The sequence below is a fragment of the Mesorhizobium sp. BH1-1-5 genome (genome assembly GCF_020165615.1).
Taxonomy (GTDB): Bacteria; Pseudomonadota; Alphaproteobacteria; order Rhizobiales; family Rhizobiaceae; genus Mesorhizobium.
The window spans coordinates 25159-40570 of record NZ_JAIUIM010000006.1; the positions used below are offsets into that span (position 1 = coordinate 25159).

The window sequence follows — 15412 nt, forward strand, 5'->3', positions numbered from 1 at the left end:
ACAAGCTCCAATCCGCAGCCCGTGTGACGGGCGATCGCCTGTCAAAGGAAAGGATTCCGCCATGACCATCCATTCGCTTGCGCTGACGCCGCTGATCTCGCTGATTGCCGGCGTGCTGATCCTGGTGATGCCGCGGCTCCTCAACTACATCGTCGCGCTTTACCTGATCGTGGTCGGCCTGCTTGGCCTGTTCCCGCATCTCGCCAGCTGAAGGAACCGCCTCGGCCGCGCGGACGCAGCCACGCCGTTCAATTTCAACTTTCCTTTGACGCTGTTGTCACAGGTTGTGCGGCAATAGCGCCATTGCTCTTGGTGCGGCTTTTCGCTATGTGCCTCAAAGGCATTTTCGAAGGGGTACTTCCATGGCTGATCACTCGCCCGCAGGTCCTGTCGAGCTTGGCGCGCAGATGGACTATGCCGAGCACGACCGTACCTACAAGGGCTTCCTCGGTCTTGCCAAATACGGCTCGTTGTTCTGTGCCGCCATCCTTATCGCTATGGCCTTCGGCTTCTTCGTCGGCGGCTTCTTTTCGGCGACGATCCTGTTCATCCTGATCATGGCCGTCGGCACCCTCATTCTGCGGTAGCTTTCCCAAGCCAATTGCACTCGACGTCACCGGACGTCCCGGCCGACGCCTTGCGCAATCAAGGTTCCAGCCGAAAGGATCATCCGGTGGGACAAATAGTATTCATACCTCGTGAGGTTGACCCGAACGAGCCGCGCGTCGCGGCCTCGCCGGATACGGTCAAGCGCCTGGTGGGTCTTGGCTTCGACGTGATCGTCGAGAAGGGCGCTGGCCTCGGCTCGCGCATCCCTGACCAGGATTTCGCTGCTACCGGCGGCGCGATCGGCACGGCGGCCGACGCCAAGAAGGCCGATGTCGTGCTGAAAGTGCGCCGGCCGACGGATGCGGAGCTGAAGGGCTACAAGTCGGGCGCCGCCGTCATCGCCATCATGGATCCCTATGGCAACGATGCCGCGGTGGCCGCGATGGCCAAGGCCGGCATCACCGCCTTCTCCATGGAGTTCATGCCGCGCATCACTCGCGCGCAGGTCATGGACGTGCTCTCCTCGCAGGCCAATCTTGCCGGCTACCAGGCGGTGATCGACGCGGCCGCCGAATATGACCGCGCGCTGCCGATGATGATGACGGCGGCCGGCACCGTGCCGGCGGCGAAAACCTTCATCATGGGCGTCGGCGTCGCCGGCCTGCAAGCCATCGCCACCGCGCGCCGTCTCGGCGCCGTTGTCACCGCCACCGACGTGCGTCCGGCGGTGAAGGAGCAGGTGCAGTCGCTCGGCGCCAAGTTCCTGGCGGTCGAGGACGAGGAGTTCAAGGCGGCCGAAACGGCCGGCGGCTACGCCAAGGAAATGTCGAAGGAATACCAGGCCAAGCAGGCGGCGCTGACCGCCGAGCACATCGCCAAGCAGGACATCGTCATCACCACGGCGCTGATCCCCGGACGCCCGGCGCCCAAGCTGGTGTCGGCGGCCATGGTCGCCTCGATGAAGCCGGGTTCGGTGATCGTCGATCTTGCGGTCGAGCGCGGCGGCAATGTCGAGGGTGCGGTGCCGGGCAAGGTCGTGACGACCGAGAACGGCGTCAAGATCGTCGGCCACCTCAACGTGCCGGGCCGTGTCGCGGCGTCGGCCTCGCTGCTCTACGCCAAGAACCTCTACGCCTTCCTCGAGACGATGGTCGACAAGGCGGCGAAACAGCTTGCCATCAAGCGCGACGACGAGCTGGTCAAGGCGACCATGCTGACCGACGGCGGCAAGGTGGTGCATCCGAACTTCGCCAAGGCGGCGCAAGAGCCGCGCACCGAGCCGGCGGCCATTCCGGCGACGACCATGGTTGCCGATGCCGCCGACGCAAAGCCGGCGGCAAAGAAGAAGTCCGCAGCCAAGCCTAAGGGGACCGCGTGATGGACGCCTTGCAGAAAGCTCTCGATCAGCTCGATCAGGCGAGCGCCGCCGTAAGGCTGGCGGTGCAGGATCTCGCCAACGCGCCCGCCGGCGAGGCGGCCGGCAATGCCGCGCACGCGTTTTCGGGTGGCGCCATCGATCCTTTCGTCTTCCGCTTCGCCATCTTCGTGCTGGCGATCTTCGTCGGCTACTATGTCGTCTGGTCCGTCACTCCGGCGCTGCACACGCCGCTGATGGCCGTCACCAACGCCATCTCTTCCGTGATCGTCGTCGGCGCTTTGCTCGCCGTAGGCATCGCTGCTTCCGGCCTCGCCGCGGGCTTCGGCTTCGTCGCCCTGGTGCTGGTCTCGGTCAATATCTTCGGCGGCTTCCTGGTCACCCAACGCATGCTGGCCATGTACAAGAAGAAGGACAAGTGAAGTGAACGCCAACTTCGCCTCTTTCCTATACCTTGTTTCCGGCATCCTGTTCATCCTGGCGCTGCGCGGCCTGTCGCATCCGACCACCAGCCGTCAGGGCAATCTCTACGGCATGATCGGCATGGGCATCGCCATCGCCACCACCCTGGCGCTGGCAGTCCCTTCGGCCGGCGGCTTCGGCCTGATCGTGCTCGGCCTCGCCATCGGTGGCTCGGTCGGGGCCGTCACCGCGCGCCGCATCGCCATGACCTCGATGCCGCAGCTGGTCGCCGCTTTCCACTCGCTCGTCGGCTTCGCCGCCGTCATGGTGGCCGCTGCCGCCATCTATGCGCCTGAAAGCTTCGGCATCGGCACGGCGGGCGACATCCATGCCCAGGCGCTGGTCGAGATGAGCCTGGGCGTCGCCATCGGCGCCATCACCTTCACCGGCTCGGTCATCGCCTTCCTGAAGCTCGACGGCCGCATGTCCGGCAAGCCGATCATGATCGGCGGCCGCCACCTCATCAACATCGCCCTCGGCATCGCCCTGGTGGTGCTGATCGTGCTTCTGGTCACCACCGAGTCCAAGCTCGTCTTCTGGCTGATCGTGGCGGCCTCGCTGGTGCTCGGCGTGCTCCTGATCATCCCGATCGGCGGCGCCGACATGCCGGTCGTGGTGTCGATGCTGAATTCCTATTCCGGCTGGGCGGCGGCGGCGCTCGGCTTCACGCTCGGCAATCTGGCGCTGATCATCACCGGCGCGCTGGTCGGCTCTAGCGGTGCGATCCTGTCCTACATCATGTGCAAGGGCATGAACCGCTCCTTCATCTCCGTCATCCTCGGCGGTTTCGGCGGCGAGACGGCCGCGGCCGCCGACGACGGCATCGAGCGCACGGTCAAGCAGGGCTCGGCCGAGGATGCCGCCTACCTGATGATGAACGCGCAGAAGGTGATCATCGTGCCCGGCTACGGAATGGCGGTCGCCCAGGCCCAGCACGCGTTGCGCGAAATGGCCGACAAGCTCAAGGCCAATGGCGTCGACGTCAAATACGCCATCCACCCGGTCGCCGGCCGCATGCCCGGCCACATGAACGTGCTGCTCGCCGAAGCCAACGTGCCCTATGACGAGGTGTTCGAGCTCGAGGACATCAACTCCGAGTTCGCGCAGGCCGACGTCGCCTATGTCATCGGCGCCAACGACGTCACCAACCCGTCCGCGCGCGACGACAAGTCCTCGCCGATCTACGGCATGCCGATCCTCGACGTCGACAAGGCCCGCACCTGCCTGTTCGTCAAGCGCTCCCTCGGCTCCGGCTATGCCGGCATCGACAACACGCTGTTCTACAAGGACGGCACCATGATGCTGCTCGGCGACGCCAAGAAGATGACCGAGGAAATCGTCAAGGCCATGGATCACTGACAAGCCGCAACCTTCCGCAGGAAGGTTGTCGGCCTGGCCAGCCATCGGATTCCAGAAAGCCCGGCTTCGCGCCGGGCTTTTGCTTTTGAACGGCAGCCCAGGGAGTTCAACAAATCGTCAACAAGGCCGCTTCCGCTGCCCGCATCAATTCCTTGGAAGCGCCATTTTTCCTTGCCGGGTTGGACGGACAAAATCGTTCTGAAGGAAAGTCTCGGAGATGCGGAAAGCCGTAGCCATCGGCCTAATCATGCTCTCGGGCTTGTTCGCCCAGGGCGAGAGCCTGGCCGCGAATGTTCCGCAAACCGGTGCGACGTCGACCAGTGTGGCGACCAGGGATAATGCCGGTCTTTCCCCGGTAGGCTTTGAAGTCGTTCATATTCCCAACGGCGGCGAACCGCCGCTGATTGCCGGTGTCTGGTATCCGACCACCGGCGAGCCGCATGAGGTGCCCCTGGAGGGCTTCAAACAACGCGTTGCGCCATCCGGCCCGGTCGCGGCCATGCGCTGCCGCTCATCGTGATCTCGCACGGCGGCGGCGGATCCTACGCTGCGCATTATGATACGGCGCTCGCATTGGCGAGAGCCGGCTTCATTGTCGCCGCGGTCAGCCACGCCGGCGATACTTACGATGATCAGAGCAAGGTGCTGATGCTGTGGCGCCGGCCCGCCCAGTTGAGCCGGCTGATCGATTTCATGCTGGGAGACTGGCGAGGTCGCGGCGAAATCGATCCGCAGCGCATCGGGGCCTTCGGATTCTCGAATGGCGGCTTCACCGTGCTCGTCGAAGCGGGCGGAATACCGCACCTCGACAGGATCGACCCATATTGCGCGGCAAACCCCGGGCACGATCTTTGTACCGCGTTGGCGGCGGCGGGCATCCATTCGGTAGCGCAGGCGCCCCAGCCACCGCCGGAGGCCTGGAAGCCCGATCGACGTATACGCGCCATCGCGGCCGCCGCGCCAGCGTTCGGCTTCGTCTTCGACCGCACGGACCTCGCTTCGGTGCAGATACCGGTGCTGCTGTGGCGCGCGGCCGACGACCGGCATCAACCCGACCCCTGGTACGAGGAGCACGTCCGTCCAGCGCTGCCGCATCCGCCGGAATATCGTGTCGAACCCGTGGCGGGCCACTATGGGTTCCTGCCGCCATGCGGCGCCCGGTTACGCGCCATCGCGCCCCGGCAGATCCATCTACGCGCCCGGCTTCGACCGGGCGGCGTTTCACCAGCGCCTGAACACGGCGCTGGCGAGTTTCTTCGAACGAACGCTCAAATATCCAGGTTGGCCACCGACAGCGCGTTGTCCTGGATGAACTCGCGCCGCGGCTCCACTTCGTCGCCCATCAGGCGGGAGAACAGCGAGTCGGCATCGGTTGCGTCGTTGACCTTGACCTGCAGCAGCGAGCGCACATTCGGGTCGAGCGTGGTTTCCCAGAGCTGCTCGGCATTCATCTCGCCAAGGCCCTTGTAGCGCTGCATGGTGAGCCCCTTGCGGCCGGTCGCAAACACCGCGTTGAGCAGCGCCAGCGGGCCAGAAATGGTCTCGGAGGTCTCCTTGCGCCGCAGCACCGGCGGCTCGCCATAAATCTCGGCAAGGCGCGGGGCATAGCGGTCGAGCTGACGGGCATCGGCCGAGTGGATCAGTCCGGCATCGAGCTGGGCAACATCCTTGACGCCGCGCACGGTGCGCTCGAAGACATAGCCGCCCGAGCCGTCATTGGAGGTCGAGAGCCGGCCGGTCCAGCCGCGTTCGGTCTCCTCGGCGATGATGTCGAGCCGCCGGGCGACGCGCTCGGCCATGGCGTTGGCGCGGCCGAGATCGGCAAGCACGTCGGCGTTGAGCGCGCCGGCGATCGCCGCCTGCTCGACGACGCTGCGGTTGTAACGCGTGTGCAGGCCGTTGATCAGCTGGCGCACCGCCAGCGCGTCGTCAATGGCGCCACGCAGATCCTGGCCGGTCCGCACCTCACCCGAGGCGAGCGTCAGCAACGCCTCGTCGAGGCCGGATTCGATCAGATATTCCTCATAGGCGCTTTCGTCCTTGAGATATTGCGAGCTCTTGCCCCGCGTCACTTTGTAGAGCGGGGGCTGGGCGATGTAGAGATGGCCGCGCTCGATCAGCTCCGGCATCTGCCGGAAGAAGAAGGTGAGCAGCAGTGTGCGGATGTGGGCGCCGTCGACGTCGGCGTCCGTCATCAGGATGATCTTGTGGTAGCGCAGCTTGTCGGCGTTGAACTCGTCCTTGCCGATCGAGGTGCCGAGCGCGGTGATCAGCGTGCCGATCATGTCGGAGGAGAGCATGCGGTCGAAGCGCGCGCGCTCGACATTGAGGATCTTGCCGCGCAGCGGCAGGATCGCCTGGTTCTGCCGCGAGCGCCCGCCCTTGGCCGAGCCGCCGGCCGAGTCGCCCTCGACGATGAAGATTTCGGACTTGGCCGGATCGCGTTCCTGGCAGTCGGCGAGCTTGCCCGGCAGCGAGGTGACGCCGAGCGTGCTCTTGCGCGTGATGTCGCGCGCCTTGCGCGCGGCTTCGCGCGCCGCGGCCGCCTGGATCACCTTCTCGACCACCACCCTGCCTTCGCTCGGATGCTCTTCCAGCCAGGTGCCGAGCGCCTCGTTGACCAGGCTCTCCACCACCGGGCGAACCTCGGACGAGACCAGCTTGTCTTTGGTCTGCGAGGAGAATTTCGGGTCCGGCACCTTGACCGAAAGCACCGCGGTCAGGCCCTCGCGGCAATCGTCGCCGGTGAGCGAGACCTTTTCCTTCTTGGTCTGGCCGGACGATTCGCCATAGCCGGTGATCTGCCGGGTCAGCGCCGCGCGGAAGCCCGCCAGATGCGTGCCGCCGTCGCGCTGCGGGATGTTGTTGGTGAAGGCCAGCACATTCTCGTGGTAGCTGTCGTTCCACCACATCGCGACCTCGACGGTGATGCCGTCGCGTTCGGCGCGGATGGCGATCGGCGCCTCGATCAGCGGCTTCTTCACCCGGTCGAGATATCTGACGAACTCTTCCAGGCCGCCGTCATAATGCAGCTCATGGCGAACCAGGTCGGCATGCCGCGCATCGGTCAGGATGATGCGCACGCCGGAATTGAGGAAGGCAAGCTCGCGCAGGCGGTGCTCCAGCGTGCCGAAATCGAACTCGACCATGGTGAAGGTCTCGGACGAGGGGAAGAAGGAGATTTCGCTGCCGCTGCGGCCTTCATTGGTGCCAGGCTGCTTGTCCTGCACATAGCTGCCGGTGACTTTCAGCGGTGCGTCGGCATTGCCATGCGTGAAGCCCATCTCGAAGATTTCGCCGTTGCGGCGGATCTTGAGCTTGAGCCAGGCCGAAAGCGCGTTGACCACCGAGACGCCGACGCCATGCAGGCCGCCGGAAACCTTGTAGGAGTTCTGGTCGAACTTGCCGCCGGCATGCAGCTGCGTCATGATCACTTCGGCCGCTGAAACGCCCTCCGAAGGGTGGATATCGGTCGGAATGCCACGACCGTTGTCGATCACCGTCACCGAACCGTCGGGGTTGAGCGTCACCGAGACGAGGTCGGCGTGGCCGGCCAGCGCCTCGTCGATGGCGTTGTCCACCACCTCGTAGACCATGTGATGCAGGCCCGAGCCGTCATCGGTGTCGCCGATATACATGCCCGGCCGCTTGCGCACGGCATCCAACCCCTTCAAAACCTTGATGGAATCGGCGCCGTACTCGGCTTCCGCGCCATTGGCGCTTTCGGTCTGATCGCTCATGAAAACCTGTCTGATTGATGTCGATGGTCAGGCGCGGAAAAATGGCCCCGAATCGCGCCGTTTTGATGTCCTAGATATAGGCGCAAACGGCTGCTTTTCCAAGGTTTGCGGGCATTTTGCCGGCTTGGCGGGCGCCCTCTTCACGTCCGCGCGATATGACGGTCCGCGGCATGGGGGCGTCCGGCTGGGGAAGCTGCGCCGAAGCGCGGCCTCGCAACCTGCCTTCGTGGGGGAGTTTCGCGCCTATCCGGCGGCGCGCAGCGTCTTCAGCGCCTCGCTCCAGCGCGACAGTTCGTTGAGCATCGTCTTCGCGCCACCCAGCACCTGCTCGCTCGGATGAAAGGCGCGCTCCTGGTCGAGCAGCGTCGCATAGGCCGGCAGCGCCACGCCTTCCGGGATCGGCATGACGCCGACGGAGGTGAGCAGCGGCTTCAAGGCCTGCGCCGCGCGCAGGCCGCCGGACACGCCGCCATAGCTGAAGATCGCAGCCGGCTTGTAGCGCCATTCATGGACCAGGTAGTCGATGGCGTTCACGATCGCCGGCGCGACGAAATAGTTATACTCCGGCGCGACGAACACGAAGGCGTCGGCGGCATCGATCGCCTTCGACCAGGCCTTGGTGTGGTCGTTCTCGTATTTGCGCAAGCGCGGATGGTGCGGTTCGTCGAGCATCGGCAGGTTGAACGCGGCGATATCGGTCAGCACCGGCTCGAACTTGCCATGTTGGCGCGCGAAGCCCTCCAGCCACTCGCCGAAGATCGGGCCGGCGCGTCCCGGCCGCGTGCTGCCGATGATGATGTCCAGACGGTGCTTCATTTGCGGCTCCTGGCTTGACGGTATCCGTTGGTGACTAACGTAAGCTTCCCCCTGCAACAAGCCGGCATTCGCAGGTTCCGGTCACATTCTGGCGAGGCGTAGTATGCGGAAAGCAAAACTCCCGGTCCGCCGCCCGGCCACATGGACGCCCGCTTCGTCCGACACTACATTCGGCACTGTCAGCGGAGCATGCTTCATGGACACCAAGCCCGCCCCCTTCGTGCCACCGGCGCCGACGCCGCGCACAAAGCCGCCTTCGACGCTGGAGATGATGCGCATCATCTACCGCAACCCGCTCGAATTGTGGGGCGAGCACACCTACAACGAGCCCTGGGTTTCGGTGACCGGCGTGGGCGGGCCGCTGGTGGTCGCCAACGATCCGGGCCTCATCCGCCACGTGCTGATCGACAATGCCAAGAACTACAAGATGGCGACCGTGCGCCAGCTGGTGCTGCGGCCGATCCTGCGCGACGGGCTGCTGACCGCCGAGGGTGAGGTCTGGAAGCGTTCCCGCAAGGCCATGGCGCCGGTCTTCACGCCACGCCACATCTTCGGTTTCGCCGGGCCGATGCTGAAGCGCACGCTTGAGTTCGTAACCCGCTACGAGGCCGGCGGGGAGACCGATGTCGCCCACGACATGACGCTGCTCACCTATGACATCCTGGCCGAGACGCTGTTTTCCGGCGAGATCGCTGGCGAGCCGGGCAGCTTCGCCAGGGAGATCGATCGCCTGTTCGAGACCATGGGCCGCGTCGATCCGCTCGACCTGCTGCGCGCGCCGGAATGGCTGCCGCGCTTCACACGCATCCGCGGCCGCAAGACCATGGCCTATTTCCGCAACATCGTCGCCGGCACGGTGAGGATGCGCGAGGAGCGGATGAAGCGCGATCCCGGCGGCGTGCCGCAGGATTTCCTCACGCTTCTGCTTCGGGCCGAAGGGCCGGATGGGCTGACGCGCGCCGAAGTCGAGGACAACATCATCACCTTCATCGGCGCCGGCCATGAGACGACCGCGCGGGCGCTCGGCTGGACGATCTATTGCCTCGCCGAGGCGCCCTGGGAACGCGACAAGGTGGAACAGGAGATCGACGCGGTGCTGGCGCGCGAGCCCGATCCGACCAAGTGGCTGGATGCCATGCCGCTCACCCGCGCCGCTTTCGAGGAGGCGCTGAGGCTCTATCCGCCGGCGCCCTCGATCAACCGCGAGCCGATCGAGCCGGAGACCTGGAATGGCCTCTATATCCCGAAATACGCCGCTGTGCTGGTGATGCCTTGGGTCGTGCACCGCCACCGCAAGCTGTGGGACAGGCCGGACGCCTTCATGCCGGAGCGTTTCCACCCGGAAAACCGCGACCGGATCGACCGCTTCCAGTACCTGCCCTTCGGCGCCGGCCCGCGCGTCTGCATCGGCGCCAGCTTTGCCATGCAGGAGGCGATCATCGCGCTGGCGATCCTGTTGTCGCGTTTCCGCTTCGACGCGACGCCCGAGACGCGGCCATGGCCGGTGCAGAAGCTGACCACGCAGCCGCAGGGTGGCCTGCCGATGCAGGTCTCGCGTCGCTAAAGCAATTCCAGGGAAAGTGTGAAGCGGTTTTCCGTCCGGAATTGCGTAAAGCAAATAGTGGTTTCTTGATTACCGGTCGGCGACCGGCCGGCGCTGCTGAAACTGGCCGGCGGCGCGGAAGCGCCAGAGATAGCTGGGCAGGATGGTGGCGATCGCCTGCGGCTGGATGCCGAGGCCTGTCAGCGTCCTGGCGGCCTTGGCGGCTTCGTCCGAGACGATGTTGTGCTCGCGCAGCTGCATGACCTGGTCCTTGGTCAACAGCGGGTTGGGCAGCAGCTGGAGGATCGAGGCTTGGATGTTCGCCACCCAGAACGGCACCGGCACCAGGAGGCGGCGGCGCTCGATGACCATCAGCAGCTCTTCCATGCATTGCTTGAAGGTCAGCACCTGCGGGCCACCGAGCTCATAGGTCTGGCCGCCCTTGATCTTGCCGTCGACCGAGCGCGCGACCGCTTCGGCGACGTCGCCGACATAGACCGGCTGGAACTTGTTCTGCCCGCCGCCGATCAGCGGCAGCACCGGCGAATAGCGCGCCATGTTGGCGAAGCGGTTGAAGAAGCCGTCTTCCGGCCCGAAATTGATCGACGGCCGCAAGATGACGGCATCGCTGATCGTGTCGAACACGGCTTTCTCGCCGAGCGCCTTGGTGCGGGCATAGTCGGATGGGGAATTCAGATCGGCGCCGAGCGCCGAGATGTGGGTGAGGCCGGCGCCGACCGAGCGCGCGGCCTCGGCGACGGCGCGCGCCCCGAAATCATGCACGGCGCCGAATTTCTGTCGGCCGGTCTCATGCAGGATGGCGACGAGGTTGACGACATGGTCGGCGCCCTGCACGGCGCGGTCGACCGACCAGCGCACGCGCACATTGGCCTGCACCGGCTGGATCTGGCCGACATTGCCGAGCGGCTGCACATGGCCGGCAAGGTCGGGCCGCCGGCAGGCGACCCGGATGCGGTAGCCGCGCTTGGCCAGCGCCCGCACGACATGGCGACCGACGAAACCCGAACCGCCGAAGACGACGACGAGCTTGGGGGTCTGCAGGATTTCGGTCATGACTGGCTCCGCGCGAGTGCTTGGCTGAAGCCGTTTCTTAATCCGTTTCTCGCCAAAGGCAAAGAGCGACCGGAGGTCGCCATTGCCGGAATTGCGTCCAGGCAAGAACCGCTCAGAAAGCCTTGCCGATGCGCGCGTCGACCGACTGCCGGTTGCCGCCGCGGATGACGAAGAAGGCGAGGATCGCGGCCCACAGCAGCGACTTTTCCGCGCCCGAAAACCCTTGGCCCATCGTTACCCAGTGGAACCACACGGTGACCAGAAGCACGATCAGGCCGGCGAAGGCGGCCGGGCGGGTGAAGAGGCCGAAGGCGATCAGGATGCCGCCGAAGAATTCGGTGCAGGCAAGCAGCGGCGACCAGAAGACGCCGGGATAAAAGCCCAGCCCCTCGACCATTTCCGTGGCCCCGAACGGATTGACGATCTTTTGCGAGCCATGGATGGCCAGGAAACCGCCGGCCACAATGCGCAGCAGGGTTTCGCCGGCATCATGCAGCGAGGAATACAGCCGGCCAAGCGCCGGGATGATCAGCTTTGCGCGGGAGGGGTCGGTGGTGGCGGACATCGTAGCTCCTGTTTTGTGACGATACCCGCAAACCGCCCGACGCTCCCGCCCAAGTCAAGTTAACAAAAGTTAACTTCCATAATCATGTTTTGTGCGTGGCGACGGAAAACAGAAAACCCCGCCGAAGCGGGGTTTTCCGGGCAGTGTCCGCGCCGAAACAGGGTCCAATGAGGCGGCCTGACCTGAGACGGTATCAAGGTGGCGTGAAGCAAGCACGCCCGCCCGCCCTGAACGCCCGGCGCGGCGCCGCCAACCGCGAGCCGGACGAAGCCAACCAAGGCGGCTCGCGGCGTGGGGTGCCGCGGATGTGTCGTGTCAGGTCAGGAAAAGGTTCAGGCAGCGCAGGAAAAATCAGGCCGAATAGCGCTCGGCGAATTCCGAAATGCGCTGCACGACCGCCCTGGACGTGGTGATGCCGCGCGCCTTGGCCTTCTCCGCTGCTTCGGCGCGGGAGCGGCCGGGAATATGCACGCCATAGCGCCGCCGCAGCCGGTCGAGCTGGTCCCTCATACGCTGCTCGAAATCCGGGTCGAGCAGTTTTGGCGCGATGGCGAGAACGAAGAGACCGGTGCCGGGGCTGTCCGGCCCGCCGGTGAACCAGGGCGCGTCGAGCGACCAGTTGGCGCCGGAAATGCCGGCGGCCAGCACCTCGACCATCAACGCGATGTTGGCGCCGCGCTGGCCGCCAAAGGCAAGCATCGCCCCCTTCATCGCCGCCGCCGGATCGGTGGTCGGATTGCCGCTGGCGTCCAGCGCCCAGCCTTCGGGGATTTTCTTGCCGTCCTCGGCCGCTTTTCGGATGTTGACGAAGGCGGTGGCGCTCGACGACTGGTCGATCACCAGCGGCGGCCCGTCGGCGGCGGGCGACGCAAAGGACATCGGATTGGTGCAATAGACCGGCTTGACCGAACCTGAGCCGGCCAGCACCGCCGGCCCGTTGGTGGCGGCGAAGGAAACCAGCCCTTGTTCCGCCAGCCGCCCGGTGAAATAGCCGAGCGCGCCGCATGTATAGGCGTTCTTTTGCGAGAAGATAGCGACGCCGAACAGCTTTGCCGCCTTGACCAAATCGTCGATCGTTCGGTCGAAGCCGGTATGGGCAAGCCCGCCGCGCGCATCCGAAAGATAGACGGCGAGCGCCGGCCGGGTGATTGCCGGATCGGCATTGCCGTCGATGCGGCCGGCTTCGAACGCTTCCAGATAGTCGATGAAATGCGACAGCCCCACCGTCGACAGGCCTTCGGCCTCCGCGGCGATGATCGAGGCGGTGAGCGACTGCGCCGCTTCCTCATTGGCGCCTGCGCCGAGCGCCGCCATCCGGCATAGGCCTGTTGCCTGATCGAGACTGAGTTGCATCAGGGCTGCTCCTGAGTGAGTTGGAAAGTAGGGAGTAGTCAGTAGGGGAAAACCAGCAAGCAGCACACTGCTCACCACTCACTATTCACTACTCACTTACCCGATCTTGACCGGGATCCGAGCCTCGATCCGGCTGAAGACGAAGACCAGGATGCCGGTGATCGTCATATAGATCAGCGCCAGCAGCAGCAAAGGCTCGTAGGTCAGGTAAGTGTCCTGGCGCACCTTGGAGGAGACGGCGAAGATATCGATGACGCTGATCGTCGCCACCAGCGGGGTCGACTTCAACTGCAGGACGGTTTCGCCGGTCAAGGTCGGCAGCGCCCGGTAGAAGGCCTGCGGCAGCCAGATGCGGCGGAAGATTTTCCAGCGGCTCATGCCGAAGGCGCGGGCGGCCTCCAACTGTCCGCGCGGCACGCCGGCAAAGGCGCCGCGCATCACCTCGCCTTCGTAGCCGGCGAAGGAAAAGGTCAGCGCCACCACAGCGTATGGCCAGGCCTGCCTGAGATACGGCCACAGCCAGGATTCGCGGATCCACGGATATTGCGGGAAGATCGAGCCGAGGCCGTAATAGAGCAGCCAGAGCTGCAGGAGCAGCGGCGTTCCCCGGATGATGGTGCAGAAGATTTTCGCGGGCACAGCGAACCAGAACGGCCCGCCGGCCTGGGCAAGCCCTAGCGGCACCGCCAGCGCAAAGCCCAGCGCGCAGGTGACGGCGAGGATCCAGAGCGCCCGCCATATGCCCATCAGGCCCATTTCCCAATACTGCGGCAGCCAGTCCCAGCGCATGAAGAAGGCGGCGCAGAAGACCAGCGCCAGCGCGATCAGGATCAGCACGATGCGGTGCGGCTTGAGCCAGATCGAGGCGCGCGCCGCCAGATTGATCGCGCTCGCTTCCGCCGACATCAGCGCGCCTCCTTGACGGAAGGCATGCCGCGCCGCGACCAGGCCTCGACACGGCCGATGATCACGTTGGAGAACAGCGACAGCGTGAGATAGAGCGCGCCCGCCGCGAGATAGAACAGAAGATAGGCCTTGGTGACGCCGGCCGCCTGGCGCGTCGCCAGCGTCAATTCGAAGAAGCCGACGACGGCAAGCAGCGCGGTGTCCTTGGTGGCGATCAGCCACAGATTGGCAAGGCCGGGAATGGCGAAGGGCAGCATCGCCGGCAACGTGATGCGCCGCAGCATCAGGCCCGGCGACATGCCGTAGGCGCGTGCGGCCTCGATCTGGCCTTGCGGGATGGCGAGGATGGCGCCGCGGATGACTTCTGTCGAATAGGCGCCCTGGACGAACCCCAGCACGAAGATGCCGGCCGCGAGCCCGCTGATGTCGACACGGCTGTAGCCCATCCCCGTCAGCACCTGGTTGATGAGGTCGGTGCCGGCATAATAGAGCAGCAGGATCAGCACCAGTTCCGGCACCGCGCGGACCACAGTAGTGTAGACCGCGAGCAGGTCGCGCGTCACCGGGCCGCCATAGAGCTTGCCGAAGGCGCCGGCGGTGCCGATCATGAGGCCGAGGCAGGTCGCGCCCAAGGCGATCTCGATCGAATGCAGCAGCCCGACCAGCAGCGTGCCGCCCCAGCCGGGCGCCACGGGTGACAGGAGTTCCATGATGCCGGCCGCGGAGGCCGGAAGAAAGGCGTCGATCAGCTTCGCCCCCGGATTGCTGGCAAGCCGCCGACGGCAAGGTCGGCGGCAGGCATGCGTGGCAAGGTTGGGCATGGCGCGGACACCATGCCCTCACTCATGTGCGAGAGGGCTCAGTTCGACTGCGTGGCGCCGCCATAGATGTCGAAGTCGAAATACTTCTTCGAGATCTCGTCATATTTGCCGTTGGCGCGGATCGCCTTGATGCCGGCGTTGAACTTTTCCTTGAGCGCGGTGTCTTCCTTGCGGATGCCGGCGCCGACGCCCGGTCCAAGCACTTCGTCGTCCGGAGCCACCATGCCCTTCAGGTCGCAGCAGGCCTTGCCCTGGTCGGTTTTCAGGAATTCGCCGAGTGCGATCGAGTCGGCCTGCACCGCGTCGATGCGGCCGGCGGCCAGATCGTTGTTGGCTTCGTCCTGCGTCTGGTATTCCTTGATTTCCTGCGCGCCGGTGAAGTGCTTCTTGGCGTAGACGGCATGCACGGTCGAGACCTGGACGCCGATCACCTTGCCCTTGAGATCGTCCGGCGTGGCGCCGAACTTCTGGTCCTTCGGTCCGATGATGGCGGTCGGGGTGTTATAGTACTTGTCGGAGAAGTCGATCGTCTTCTCGCGCTCGGCGGTGATCGACATCGAGGAGACGATGGCGTCGATCTTCTTCGTCGTCAGCGCCGGGATGATGCCGTCCCAGGCGACGGGGGTGACCACGCAATCGAGCTTCTCCTCGGCGCAGACGGCGTCGACGAAGTCGATCTCCCAGCCCACCCATTTGCCGCTGGCATCGGGCGAGGTGAAGGGCGGGTATGGCTCGGCGGCGACGCCGATCTTGACCTGCTCGGCCTTGGCCACGCCACCCATCGCCGCGACACCGAGAAGCAGCGCGGCGGCGAATGTCTTGAGAACAGTCTTCATTTCAGGACTCCCA

Annotated in this window: 15 protein-coding genes; 6 read left to right on the top strand and 9 right to left on the bottom strand. The window is 65.1% G+C overall.

Annotated features, from left to right (window positions below; all coding sequences use genetic code 11):
* Positions 1-61 precede the first annotated feature (61 nt).
* From LB572_RS09650 to LB572_RS09670, 5 genes are all read left to right on the top strand, one after another.
* Entirely contained in the window at positions 62-211 is a 150-nt protein-coding gene (locus LB572_RS09650; RefSeq protein ID WP_127866594.1) for a DUF3096 domain-containing protein, read from the top strand.
* 151 nt (positions 212-362) lie between these two features.
* On the top strand, positions 363-587 hold the full coding sequence (locus LB572_RS09655; protein ID WP_140802283.1) for an aa3-type cytochrome c oxidase subunit IV: 225 nt from the start codon (positions 363-365) through the stop codon (positions 585-587).
* Positions 588-673: 86 nt separating this feature from the next.
* Positions 674-1927, top strand: coding sequence for a Re/Si-specific NAD(P)(+) transhydrogenase subunit alpha (locus LB572_RS09660; RefSeq protein WP_224667568.1), 1254 nt, complete (start codon positions 674-676; stop codon positions 1925-1927).
* Entirely contained in the window at positions 1927-2346 is a 420-nt protein-coding gene (locus LB572_RS09665; protein ID WP_224667569.1) for an NAD(P) transhydrogenase subunit alpha, read from the top strand. The genes LB572_RS09660 and LB572_RS09665 overlap by 1 nt, the downstream gene beginning before the upstream one ends.
* A gap of 1 nt (position 2347) precedes the next feature.
* Complete coding sequence (locus tag LB572_RS09670; RefSeq protein ID WP_224667570.1) at positions 2348-3745, top strand: NAD(P)(+) transhydrogenase (Re/Si-specific) subunit beta; 1398 nt, start codon at positions 2348-2350, stop codon at positions 3743-3745.
* Positions 3746-4117: 372 nt separating this feature from the next.
* On the opposite strand, the gene LB572_RS09675 is transcribed toward LB572_RS09670, so the two are convergent.
* The 3 genes from LB572_RS09675 to LB572_RS09685 all read right to left on the bottom strand — a co-directional run bounded on the left by LB572_RS09675 (position 4118) and on the right by LB572_RS09685 (position 8301).
* Positions 4118-4792, bottom strand: coding sequence for a hypothetical protein (locus LB572_RS09675; protein ID WP_224667571.1), 675 nt, complete (start codon positions 4790-4792; stop codon positions 4118-4120).
* Between the two features lie 221 nt (positions 4793-5013).
* Positions 5014-7485, bottom strand: a complete 2472-nt coding sequence (gyrB, locus tag LB572_RS09680; protein WP_140802287.1) for a DNA topoisomerase (ATP-hydrolyzing) subunit B — start codon at positions 7483-7485, stop codon at positions 5014-5016.
* A gap of 243 nt (positions 7486-7728) precedes the next feature.
* Positions 7729-8301 (bottom strand): NADPH-dependent FMN reductase, encoded by a 573-nt coding sequence (locus LB572_RS09685; protein WP_224667572.1) that lies wholly within the window; start codon positions 8299-8301, stop codon positions 7729-7731.
* 196 nt (positions 8302-8497) lie between these two features.
* Here LB572_RS09685 and LB572_RS09690 point away from each other — a divergent pair, with 196 nt between their 5' ends.
* A complete protein-coding gene (locus LB572_RS09690) occupies positions 8498-9865 on the top strand; it encodes a cytochrome P450 (RefSeq protein ID WP_224667573.1) in 1368 nt (455 codons plus the stop codon).
* 69 nt (positions 9866-9934) lie between these two features.
* Here the strand turns inward: LB572_RS09690 and LB572_RS09695 are convergent, their stop codons facing one another.
* From LB572_RS09695 to LB572_RS09720, 6 genes are all read right to left on the bottom strand, one after another.
* Positions 9935-10918, bottom strand: a complete 984-nt coding sequence (locus LB572_RS09695; protein WP_140802290.1) for a complex I NDUFA9 subunit family protein — start codon at positions 10916-10918, stop codon at positions 9935-9937.
* 112 nt (positions 10919-11030) lie between these two features.
* Positions 11031-11483 carry a DoxX family protein gene (locus tag LB572_RS09700; RefSeq protein ID WP_140802291.1) on the bottom strand — a complete coding sequence of 151 codons (453 nt, stop codon included), beginning with the start codon at positions 11481-11483 and terminating at the stop codon, positions 11031-11033.
* A 351-nt stretch (positions 11484-11834) separates the two neighbouring features.
* Positions 11835-12836: an Ldh family oxidoreductase gene (locus LB572_RS09705; protein WP_181179200.1), complete on the bottom strand. Its 1002-nt coding sequence runs from the start codon at positions 12834-12836 to the stop codon at positions 11835-11837.
* A gap of 96 nt (positions 12837-12932) precedes the next feature.
* Positions 12933-13742, bottom strand: coding sequence for an ABC transporter permease (locus LB572_RS09710; protein ID WP_224667574.1), 810 nt, complete (start codon positions 13740-13742; stop codon positions 12933-12935).
* Positions 13742-14452, bottom strand: a complete 711-nt coding sequence (locus LB572_RS09715; RefSeq protein ID WP_181179204.1) for an ABC transporter permease — start codon at positions 14450-14452, stop codon at positions 13742-13744. The genes LB572_RS09710 and LB572_RS09715 overlap by 1 nt, the downstream gene beginning before the upstream one ends.
* 149 nt (positions 14453-14601) lie before the next feature.
* Positions 14602-15399 (bottom strand): transporter substrate-binding domain-containing protein, encoded by a 798-nt coding sequence (locus LB572_RS09720; protein WP_224667575.1) that lies wholly within the window; start codon positions 15397-15399, stop codon positions 14602-14604.
* Between the last annotated feature and the right edge of the window lie 13 nt (positions 15400-15412).

What these genes read in the sequence shown, in the direction of transcription:
- LB572_RS09715 (WP_181179204.1), bottom strand. Translation starts at nt 14,452, where the DNA reads ATGGAACTCCTGTCACCCGTGGCGCCCGGCTGGGGCGGCACGCTGCTG.
- LB572_RS09720 (WP_224667575.1), bottom strand. Translation starts at nt 15,399, where the DNA reads ATGAAGACTGTTCTCAAGACATTCGCCGCCGCGCTGCTTCTCGGTGTC.
- LB572_RS09705 (WP_181179200.1), bottom strand. Translation starts at nt 12,836, where the DNA reads ATGCAACTCAGTCTCGATCAGGCAACAGGCCTATGCCGGATGGCGGCG.
- LB572_RS09710 (WP_224667574.1), bottom strand. Translation starts at nt 13,742, where the DNA reads ATGTCGGCGGAAGCGAGCGCGATCAATCTGGCGGCGCGCGCCTCGATC.
- gyrB (WP_140802287.1), bottom strand. Translation starts at nt 7,485, where the DNA reads ATGAGCGATCAGACCGAAAGCGCCAATGGCGCGGAAGCCGAGTACGGC.
- LB572_RS09665 (WP_224667569.1), top strand. Translation starts at nt 1,927, where the DNA reads ATGGACGCCTTGCAGAAAGCTCTCGATCAGCTCGATCAGGCGAGCGCC.
- LB572_RS09690 (WP_224667573.1), top strand. Translation starts at nt 8,498, where the DNA reads ATGGACACCAAGCCCGCCCCCTTCGTGCCACCGGCGCCGACGCCGCGC.
- LB572_RS09675 (WP_224667571.1), bottom strand. Translation starts at nt 4,792, where the DNA reads ATGCCGGTCGTCGGCCGCGCGCCACAGCAGCACCGGTATCTGCACCGA.
- LB572_RS09700 (WP_140802291.1), bottom strand. Translation starts at nt 11,483, where the DNA reads ATGTCCGCCACCACCGACCCCTCCCGCGCAAAGCTGATCATCCCGGCG.
- LB572_RS09650 (WP_127866594.1), top strand. Translation starts at nt 62, where the DNA reads ATGACCATCCATTCGCTTGCGCTGACGCCGCTGATCTCGCTGATTGCC.
- LB572_RS09655 (WP_140802283.1), top strand. Translation starts at nt 363, where the DNA reads ATGGCTGATCACTCGCCCGCAGGTCCTGTCGAGCTTGGCGCGCAGATG.
- LB572_RS09695 (WP_140802290.1), bottom strand. Translation starts at nt 10,918, where the DNA reads ATGACCGAAATCCTGCAGACCCCCAAGCTCGTCGTCGTCTTCGGCGGT.
- LB572_RS09685 (WP_224667572.1), bottom strand. Translation starts at nt 8,301, where the DNA reads ATGAAGCACCGTCTGGACATCATCATCGGCAGCACGCGGCCGGGACGC.